General features: G+C 69.5%; 8 protein-coding genes. 3 read left to right on the top strand and 5 right to left on the bottom strand.

Annotated elements, in window-relative coordinates; translation table 11 throughout:
• Positions 1-39 precede the first annotated feature (39 nt).
• Positions 40-1,407 carry an alpha,alpha-trehalose-phosphate synthase (UDP-forming) gene (otsA, locus tag CSC71_RS15045; protein WP_162375195.1) on the top strand — a complete coding sequence of 456 codons (1,368 nt, stop codon included), beginning with the start codon at positions 40-42 and terminating at the stop codon, positions 1,405-1,407.
• 336 nt (positions 1,408-1,743) lie between these two features.
• Positions 1,744-2,382 carry an OmpW/AlkL family protein gene (locus CSC71_RS15040; RefSeq protein WP_162375194.1) on the top strand — a complete coding sequence of 213 codons (639 nt, stop codon included), beginning with the start codon at positions 1,744-1,746 and terminating at the stop codon, positions 2,380-2,382.
• Between the two features lie 69 nt (positions 2,383-2,451).
• Here the strand turns inward: CSC71_RS15040 and CSC71_RS15035 are convergent, their stop codons facing one another.
• Positions 2,452-3,333, bottom strand: coding sequence for a DMT family transporter (locus CSC71_RS15035; protein WP_246192259.1), 882 nt, complete (start codon positions 3,331-3,333; stop codon positions 2,452-2,454).
• Between the two features lie 58 nt (positions 3,334-3,391).
• Here CSC71_RS15035 and CSC71_RS15030 point away from each other — a divergent pair, with 58 nt between their 5' ends.
• Entirely contained in the window at positions 3,392-3,943 is a 552-nt protein-coding gene (locus CSC71_RS15030; protein ID WP_162375193.1) for a DUF1415 domain-containing protein, read from the top strand.
• A gap of 62 nt (positions 3,944-4,005) precedes the next feature.
• On the opposite strand, the gene CSC71_RS15025 is transcribed toward CSC71_RS15030, so the two are convergent.
• The 4 genes from CSC71_RS15025 to CSC71_RS15010 all read right to left on the bottom strand — a co-directional run bounded on the left by CSC71_RS15025 (position 4,006) and on the right by CSC71_RS15010 (position 7,741).
• Entirely contained in the window at positions 4,006-4,827 is an 822-nt protein-coding gene (locus tag CSC71_RS15025) for a transporter (RefSeq protein WP_162375192.1), read from the bottom strand.
• A gap of 90 nt (positions 4,828-4,917) precedes the next feature.
• Positions 4,918-5,730: a hypothetical protein gene (locus tag CSC71_RS15020; protein WP_162375191.1), complete on the bottom strand. Its 813-nt coding sequence runs from the start codon at positions 5,728-5,730 to the stop codon at positions 4,918-4,920.
• Between the two features lie 251 nt (positions 5,731-5,981).
• Positions 5,982-6,686 carry a pseudouridine synthase gene (locus CSC71_RS15015; RefSeq protein WP_162375190.1) on the bottom strand — a complete coding sequence of 235 codons (705 nt, stop codon included), beginning with the start codon at positions 6,684-6,686 and terminating at the stop codon, positions 5,982-5,984.
• On the bottom strand, positions 6,683-7,741 hold the full coding sequence (locus tag CSC71_RS15010) for a class I SAM-dependent methyltransferase (protein ID WP_162375189.1): 1,059 nt from the start codon (positions 7,739-7,741) through the stop codon (positions 6,683-6,685). Before CSC71_RS15010 ends, CSC71_RS15015 begins: the two co-directional genes overlap by 4 nt.
• Positions 7,742-8,560 lie beyond the last annotated feature (819 nt).

The raw sequence follows: 8,560 nt of genomic DNA, 5'->3' as shown, positions 1-8,560 counted from the left end.
CGCGTTCCCCGCCCCTTCCCACTCGTTGCCGGTGGCCCCATGAATCGCCTCGTCGTCGTCTCCAACCGCGTCGCCACGCCCGGCGAATCCCGCGCCGGCGGCCTGGCGGTGGCGCTGCAGGCGGCGCTGCAGGAGCGCGGCGGGCTCTGGTTCGGCTGGAGCGGCAAGGTCGTGCGCGAGGACAGCGGGCGCCTGCACGAACAAAGCGACGGCGACATCCGTTTCGTCACCATGGACCTGAGCCGGCACGATCACGACGCCTACTACAACGGCTTCGCCAACCGCACGCTGTGGCCGCTGCTGCATTTCCGCCTCGACCTGGTCGACTACACCCGCGAGACCCGCGAGGGCTACCGCCGGGTCAACGCGCTGTTCGCCGACCGGCTGGCGCCGCTGTTGCGCGAAGGCGACACGGTGTGGATCCACGACTACCACCTGATCCCGCTGGCGGCGCTGCTGCGCGAGCGCGGCATCGGCTGCCGCATCGGCTTCTTCCTGCACGTGCCGATGCCGTCCAGCGACCTGATGGCGGCGATGCCGGACCATGCGCGGCTGTTCTCGTCGCTGTATGCGTACGACCTGGTCGGCTTCCAGACCCAGCGCGACGTCGAGCGCTTCCAGGACTACGTGCGCCTGTTCGGCGGCGGCAAGGTGCGCCGCGCCGGGTCGATCGAAGCGCCGGGCGGGCGCCGCCTGCGCGTGGGCGCGTTCCCGATCAGCATCGACACCCGCCATGTCGCGCAACAGGCGCAGTCGGCGATGTCCAAGCCGGCGGTGCGCGACCTGCGCACCAGCCTGGAACACCGCATGCTGGCGATCGGCGTGGACCGGCTGGACTATTCCAAGGGCCTGCCGGAGCGCTTCCGCGGCTTCGAGCGCTACCTGCAGCGGCACCCGGACCAGAAGGGCGGCCTGACCTACCTGCAGATCGCGCCGGTGTCGCGCGGCGACGTCACCGAATACCAGCTGCTGCGCAACGAACTGGAGCAGATCGCCGGCCACATCAACGGCAGCCACGCCGCGCCGGACTGGACGCCGCTGCGCTACGTCAACCGCAATTTCGCCCACGCCACGCTGACCGGCTTCTACCGGCTGGCCAAGGTCGGCCTGGTCACGCCGCTGCGCGACGGCATGAACCTGGTGGCGAAGGAATACGTCGCCGCGCAGGACCCGGAGAACCCCGGCATGCTGGTGCTGTCGGTGCTGGCCGGCGCCGCCTACGAGATGAAGGAAGCGCTGATCGTCACCCCGCACGACCTCGACGGCGTCGCCGACGCCATCGCCACCGCCGCGGCAATGCCGCAACCCAAGCGGGTGGAGCGCTGGCGCGCGATGATGGACCACCTGCTGCGTTACGACATCCACGCCTGGCGCCAGCGCTACCTGGAGGCGCTGGAAGCGCGCTGATCCGCGCGCGGCGCGGCAGGACCGGCGCCCGGCTCGTCCGGACTCCATCGTGTCCCCTGCGGATGCGATGCGCGGATCGCGGCACCGCATGCCGCGCATCCCGTTTCGCTGAACGCGGCATGCCGCGACCGTTCGCCGCGATGTTCATCCTGCCGCCCGCCAGGCCTTGTGTTCCGGCATGCGATGCCCGCGACCGGTACAGGCTGGTGACCGCATCGTGAAGGGTCGCATGAACGCGGGCAGGCGAAGCCGGCCGCGATTCATCCATCGCCACCTACGGTGTGCGCGCCCGCGACTGCGGGCACCACCAAAAAGAGAAACTTCAAGGAGTCTGCGATGAAAGCTTTCCTTCCCCTGGGCGTTGCCGTCGTTTCCGTGCTTGCCACTGCTTCCGCCTTCGCCCAGGACGCCGCGTCCGGCGATGCCGGCGCCGACAGGCGCTTCGCCGTGGTCGGCGGCGTGGCCGTGCTGCAACCGGATTCCGACCCGATCGACGGCGCGCGCCTCGACTTCGACGGCGGCTTCGCCCCGACCCTGAGCGCCAGCTGGTACGCCACGCCGAACATCGCGGTGGAATTGTGGGGCGCGGCCGACAAGTTTGAGCACCGCGTGCGCGGCGACGCCGGCAAGATCGGCAATGTCGACTCGCGGCCGGTCGCGCTGAGCGGCCAGTACCACTTCGGCGCGCCGGACCGGATCTTCCGCCCGTTCGTCGGCCTGGGCTACTACGAAGCCAACTTCGACGGCGAAACCGTGGACAGCCTCGGCAACGGCGGCCATGTCGGCATCGACACCGCCAAGGGCGCCATCGGCAGCGTCGGCGTCGACATGAACATCAGCCCGTCGTGGTTCGCGCGCGCCGACGCGCGCTACCTGCACGGCCGTTCCGACCTGACCGAAAACGGCGCGGGCACCGGCGAGGAAGTGAAGTACGACCCGTGGACGGTCGGCGTGGGCATCGGCGCGCGCTTCTGATCCGCGATACGCGCGCAATGCCGGACGACGGCGGCGGGCCCCGGCCCGCCGTCGTCGTTTGCGGGCGCTTCAGGGATGCTCGCTCTCGGCGTGCGCCGGCTCGCGCCGCAACAGGTACACGCCGCTGGCGATGATGATGGCCGCGCCGATCCACACCGGCGTTCCCGGCAGGGTCCGCCACAGCAGCCAGTCCAGCGCCGCAACCCACAACAGCCCGGTGTATTCCAGCGGCGCGACCATCGACGCCTCGCCCAGCTGGAACGCGCGGGTCAGCGCCACCTGCGCCAGCGCCCCGGACAGGCCCAGCGCCGCGATCCGCCAGGCGTCTTCCGCGCGCAGCGGCACCCAGTCGGGAATGGCCAGCAGTCCGCCGCCCAGCGCCATCAGCACGAGGAACCACACCACCATCGCCTGCGAGGTCTCGGTGCGGGCCTGCAGGCGCACCGTGACCGAAGCCGTCGCGTAGGCCAGCGCCGACAGCAGCACCATCCATCCTGCCGGCGAGAACGCCCCGCCCCCGCCGGGCCGCAGCACCACGAGCACGCCGGCCAGGCCGACGGCGATCGCGAGCCACCGCCTCGGCCCGACCTTCTCCCCCAGCAGCAATACCGACAGCGCGGCCACCAGCATCGGCGAAACGAAGATGATCGCGTACGCGGTCGACAGCGGCAGCCGCTTCAGCGCATAGGCGAAGCAGCCGATCATCGCGATGCCCAGCGCCGCGCGCAGCAGGTGCAGCGACCAGCGCACCGGCACGATCGCACGCAGCCCGGCGCTGCCCAGCACCCAGGCCAGCACGAACGGCAGCGACGAGGCGCCGCGCAGCAGCGCCACCTGCATCGGCGGATAGTGTTCGGACAACTGCTTCATCGCCGCGTCCATCAGCGAGAAAATCGCGACGGCGGCCAGCATCCAGGCGGCGGCCCGGCCGGGATTGTGCTTGGGTTCCATGCGCCATTGTCGCACCGGCGCCGGCGAACCCGGCGCCGTCTGGTACACAATGGCGCCCATGGAACCGACGCACGAAGCCGACGACTACCTCGCCGACACCCGGCGCTGGCTGGAGCGCGCGGTGATCGGCCTGAACCTGTGCCCGTTCGCCAAGTCGGTGTACGTCAAGCAGCAGGTGCGCTTCGTGTTCAGCGACGCGACCACTTCCGAAGCCCTGCTCGAGCAACTGGCCGAAGAGCTGGTGGCGCTGCGCGACGCGCCGCCGGAACAGGTCGACACCACGCTGCTGGTGCATCCGTTCGTGCTGCAGGACTTCCGCGACTACAACGACTTCCTCGACAACGCCGACGCCGCGGTCGCCGCGCTCGGCCTGGAGGGCGTGCTGCAGGTCGCCAGCTTCCATCCGCAGTACCAGTTCGCCGGCAGCGGCCCGGACGACATCGACAATTGCACCAACCGCTCGCCGTGGCCGACCCTGCACCTGCTGCGCGAGGACAGCGTGGAACGCGCGGTCGAAGCCTTCCCCGACCCGGACGTAATCGTCGAGCGCAACGTCGAAACGCTTCGGAGGCTGGGCCACGAAGGCTGGCGCAAGCTGCTGGCGCCCTGAACCGACGGCGGAAAAAGGCGGCCGGGGGCCGCCGTTCCGCATCGCGCCGGACGTGCCGGCGCTCAGAAACCCGCGATGAAATTCAGGCCCGCGCCCCAGTCCGGGCTGCCGTCGGACAGGCCCTTGCTGGCGTAAAGCTGCAGCTTGCCGCTTTCCGAAGTGGGGATGATGTAGAAGCCGGTGACTTCGCTGCGCGCGTCGGAGGCTGCCGAAACCGCTTCGCGGTAGTCGTACATCAGGCCGGCGCTGTTTTCCCCGGTCTTGTGGCTGAAGCCGAGGTTGCCGTTCATCACCGAGTCGACCTCGATGTAGTCCGAGTCGCCGAGCACGGTGTAGCCGACGCCGGCGAACAGCGTGGTCGCCGCGCCGACGCTGCGGTACACGTCGACCGCCGCGCCGTAGTCGTTGGCGCCGGTGCCCAGGCCCTTGTCCTCGTCGGCGGTGGCGACCTTGACGTTGCCGGTCAGGTCCACGCCCCACGCGCCCTGCAGCGGCAGCGCATAGGTCGCCGACAGGCGCAGGTCGCCGATGCCGGAAGTCGTGCCGGTGGTCGGTGCGGCGACCGGGTCGCCGGGGTCGGGAACGGGGCCGCCGCCGCGGCCGCGACCGTTGGGGTTGGTGTTGACCACGCTGCCCAGGCCGGGGACCACGTTGGCGTCGCCGTCGACGCGCATCCACGGCAGGCTGGCCTTGAACGTCCAGCCGCCGGCCACGTAGCGCGCGCTGAGCGGCACCGACAGGATCTTGGTGGTGGTTTCGCTGCCGTAGTCGCCGGACGAATAGTCGACGCCGGCGCCCAGGCTGAAACCGTCCTGGGCCCGTGCCGTGCCCGCCAGCGCAAGCAGCGCCAGCAGCGGCACCACGAATGAGGTGGAACGCTTCATCGATGGTTCCTTGTGCTTTTTTTGTCGGATACGCGGATCGCCGCGACGGGCACGAACGGCGCCCGCCGCGGATCCGCATCGATCGCCGGCTTACGGACGGCCGGGGCGCTCGGGTTTCACCGGACGTTCCGGGCGTTCCGGGCGCACCGGACGGTCGATCTTGGCGATGCGCTCGGGCCTGTCCGGGCGCGCCACCTTGGCGACGCGATCGACCTTGTCCACCCTGGCGACGGCCGGATCGGCGCGGTGCTCGGCCGACTTGCCCCGGGCCGACGCATCGGCGAAGGCGCGGCCGCTCTTCACCTCGCCCAGGCTCTTGAAGCCCAGTTCCCTGGCGATCTGGCCCCAGCCCATGCCGTCGGCGCGCATCGCCAGGATGCCGTCGCCGGAGAAAGCCACGGTGGTGGTCGTGGTGCCGTCTTCGTTGGTCACCGTCTCGACGGTCGACGCGCCGAGCAGCGCTTCGTCGAGGCTGGCGTAGGTGCCGTTGCCGATCAGCGCCTGCGCCATCGCCAGCGAGTGGTCGACCTCGCCCCAGCCCATCGGGCCGACGCCGTTGGGCACGACGGTTTCCACCGTGATCGTTTCCATCACCGGGTTGCCGTCCGCATCGACGGCCGGCGTGCCGTCTTCGTTGGTCGCCTGCCGCTCGACCTCGGTGGTCACGGTGATGTCGCTGCCGGTGCGCAGCGCGGCGATCGTTCCGGCGGCAGCGGCCTCGTCGCCGCCGAACAGCGTGTCGGCGTAGGCATCGACCAGGCGGTCGGAAGTGGCGTTTGCGTCGTTCGCCGGCTCTTCCGGCGTCTCCGGCGCGTCCTGCGCGAACGCCGGCGCGGCGGCGAACAGCGCCGCGGCCAGCGCGGCGAACATCAGGTTGTGCTTGTAGTTGTGTTTCGCAGCCATGTTGGTTTTCCTCGTCGGTTGTCGCATGTCGCCGGATGCGGCGCGGACGAGATGCTAGGCAGGAAATCGCCGCCGGAACGCGCCTTCACGCGAATCGTTTAATACCGATTGCGGAAAGTGCAGCGACCGCGTGACCGGCTGCGCAAAAACGCGGTCGTTTCCGACAAACTTCGCAAAGTTCCAAAAGTGGCCAACGATGCATTCATCACGACGATGAATGCGACGCGGATCATTTTTCTTTCACGCGAGCTTCACGCCGATGCGAACAAGTGCGCAAGGTCGTCCGCTTCCAGCAGGCGCCACTTGCCCGCTTCCAGTCCGCCGAGTTCGAGCCCGCCGATACGACTGCGATGCAGCGCGACGACATGGTTGCCGACCGCGGCGAACATGCGCCGCACCTGGTGGTAGCGGCCTTCGTGCAGGGTCAGCCGCGCCTGCCGCGGCGACAGGGCCTCGAGCTGCGCCGGCAGCAGCGGGGTCTTCTCCGATTCCAGCACCAGCGCGCCGCTGGCGAACAGTTCCGCCTCGTCGCCGCGCAGGTCGGCGGCCAGCGTCGCCTCGTACACCTTCGGCAACGACGATTTCGGCGAGATGATCCGGTGCAGCAGCGCGCCGTCGTCGGTCATCAGCAACAGGCCGCTGGTGTCGCGGTCGAGGCGGCCGACCGGCGAAACGATCGGCGAGCGCGCGCGGAAGCGCGGCGGCAGCAGGTCGTAGACCAGGCGCCCGGCGTCCCTGGTCGAACAGGTGTAGCCGACCGGCTTGTGCAGCATCAGCAGCAGGCCCGGCGCCGGGTCCAGCGGTTCGCCGTCGACGCGGATCGCCTCGTGCGCGACCTTGTCGTCGGCGTACAGCACCTCGCCGGCTGCGTCGGTGATGCGGCCTTCGCGGAACATCCACTCGACCTGGCGGCGGCTGCCGTAGCCGAGGTTGGCGATGTGCTTGACCAGTTTCATCGCGGCTTCGCCGCCCCGTTCTTCACGGCTTCGATCACCTTGAATCCGTCGCGACCGGCGACGGCGCGCACGCTGCCGAAATTCGCATTCAGGACCTGCTCGTACGGCAGGTGCCGGTTCGCCACCAGCCACAGGCGACCGCCAGGTGCCAGTGCCTCCGCGGCGACTTCGATGAAACGCCGGCCGATGTCGGGGCGATCCGCCTTCTGCATCGCATGGAACGGCGGATTCGTCACGATGAAGTCGTAGCGGTCCGCCAGGCCGGCGGTGACGTCGTGCCAGCGGAAGTCGAGTTCGACCGTGTCCGCGAACGGCGCGAGGTTGATCCGTGCGCAATCCAACGCGCGCGCCTCGGCCTCGTACAGGTGCAGCGCCGCAACTTGCTCGTTGCGCGCGAGGATTTCCGACGACAGGAAGCCGTAGCCGGCGCCGAGGTCGGCGCCGGTGTCGGCGAAGTCGCGCGGCAGGTGCTCCGCGAGCAGCGCGGAGGCCGCGTCGATGCGGTCCCAGGCGAACACGCCGGGGCGGCTGACGAAACGGCCATTGAGGATCGAACGCGGCGCGTCGAGTTGCGACCATTGCGCCTGCAGTTCCGCATCGTGCGTGCCGTGCAGCGGCGGCGTCCAGAACGCCCGGCAATGGTTCTTCGTCAGCTTGCCGCCAAGGCCAGCGAGTTTCCGCAGGTCGTCCTCGCCCGACTTCGCGCCCTCGTCGTTGGCCATGCCGGCGACGACCGTCCCGCCGGGCGCGGCCAGCGCCACGGCGCGCGCGAACGACGCCCGCATCTCGTCGCGCTGGCGCGGCGGCAGGACCAGTACCAGCGGGAATTGCCGCGCCGGCAAGGCCGTCTCTTCGACGACTTCGAGCCCGGCGCGCGACAACGCATCGGCATCGGGCTTGAATCCCTGCACGCAGATCAGTTGCCGCGTCGGGAATTGCCGCAGCGCCCAGCCGTCGCGCGCGCGCAGGAACAACACCGGCCCGTCCGGCCACGCCAGTTCGCCGCCGGCGAATGGCAGCAGCAGGGTCTGGAGCGCAGGATCGGAAGCGGCCAATGGCGTGTGGGCAGGCAGGGTCGCGGCGATTCTAGCGAGCCGGCGATCCTCTTCGCGAACTTCGCGTCCGCCACGCGTCCGCGACCGCCCGTCGGCCTGCGCGTTCCGCCGGAAAAAATCCTGTTGCAACCTGCAAACGACGCGAGTATCGTGCGCGCCTTCCGCCGAACCGGCGTTTTTTTCGAATCCGCATTTCCATGTCGATGACCCTCGCCAACGCGAAGAACCTGTTTGCACTGTGGCCCTGCCACGGCGCGGACCTGCGCGCGCGCGATGCCGGCAAGCGGTATCCCGAAACCTTGAACACCTAATCACGGCCGGACTCCATGGGAGATCGGCCGCCCCGATCTCCCGAGGCAAGGCGAACGCCCTCGGGTCACGCAATACCCGGGGGCGTTTTGTTTCTGCCGTTCGCAAGGGAAGCGCATCGCGCGCGAATAAGTCCGGCTTTTCCAACCTTCAGGAACACGTTTCCGCCCTGGGGCATCCGGGCGCGCATGGCTGCGCGCACGAGGCAGGGGCGCGGCTGCGACAGGCGCATGTGCGCTGCGTCGTGATGCCTCGACGCGAGCGGCGCGGGGTGGGGAATCGCCAATGCACCGGGCGCATCGCGCCCATGCGAATCGCCGGCCGGTGAAGGCCGCGACGTCCGGCCGCCAGGAGGGCGAGCCACAACCGAAGCTGCACCCCTCGGGTTCACCCCCGTTTTCACGGACACTTACGAGAAGGCCGATCAAGGCCATGAGGAGTGTTCATGTCGAAGCGAAGGAAGTTCAGCACCGAGTTCAAGCGCGGTGCGGTTGAGCAGGCCAGCCAGCC

Source organism: Pseudoxanthomonas sangjuensis (assembly GCF_010211755.1).
In the GTDB taxonomy this organism is placed as follows: domain Bacteria; phylum Pseudomonadota; class Gammaproteobacteria; order Xanthomonadales; family Xanthomonadaceae; genus Pseudoxanthomonas_A; species Pseudoxanthomonas_A sangjuensis.
This window is presented reverse-complemented; position numbering and strand designations above follow the sequence as displayed.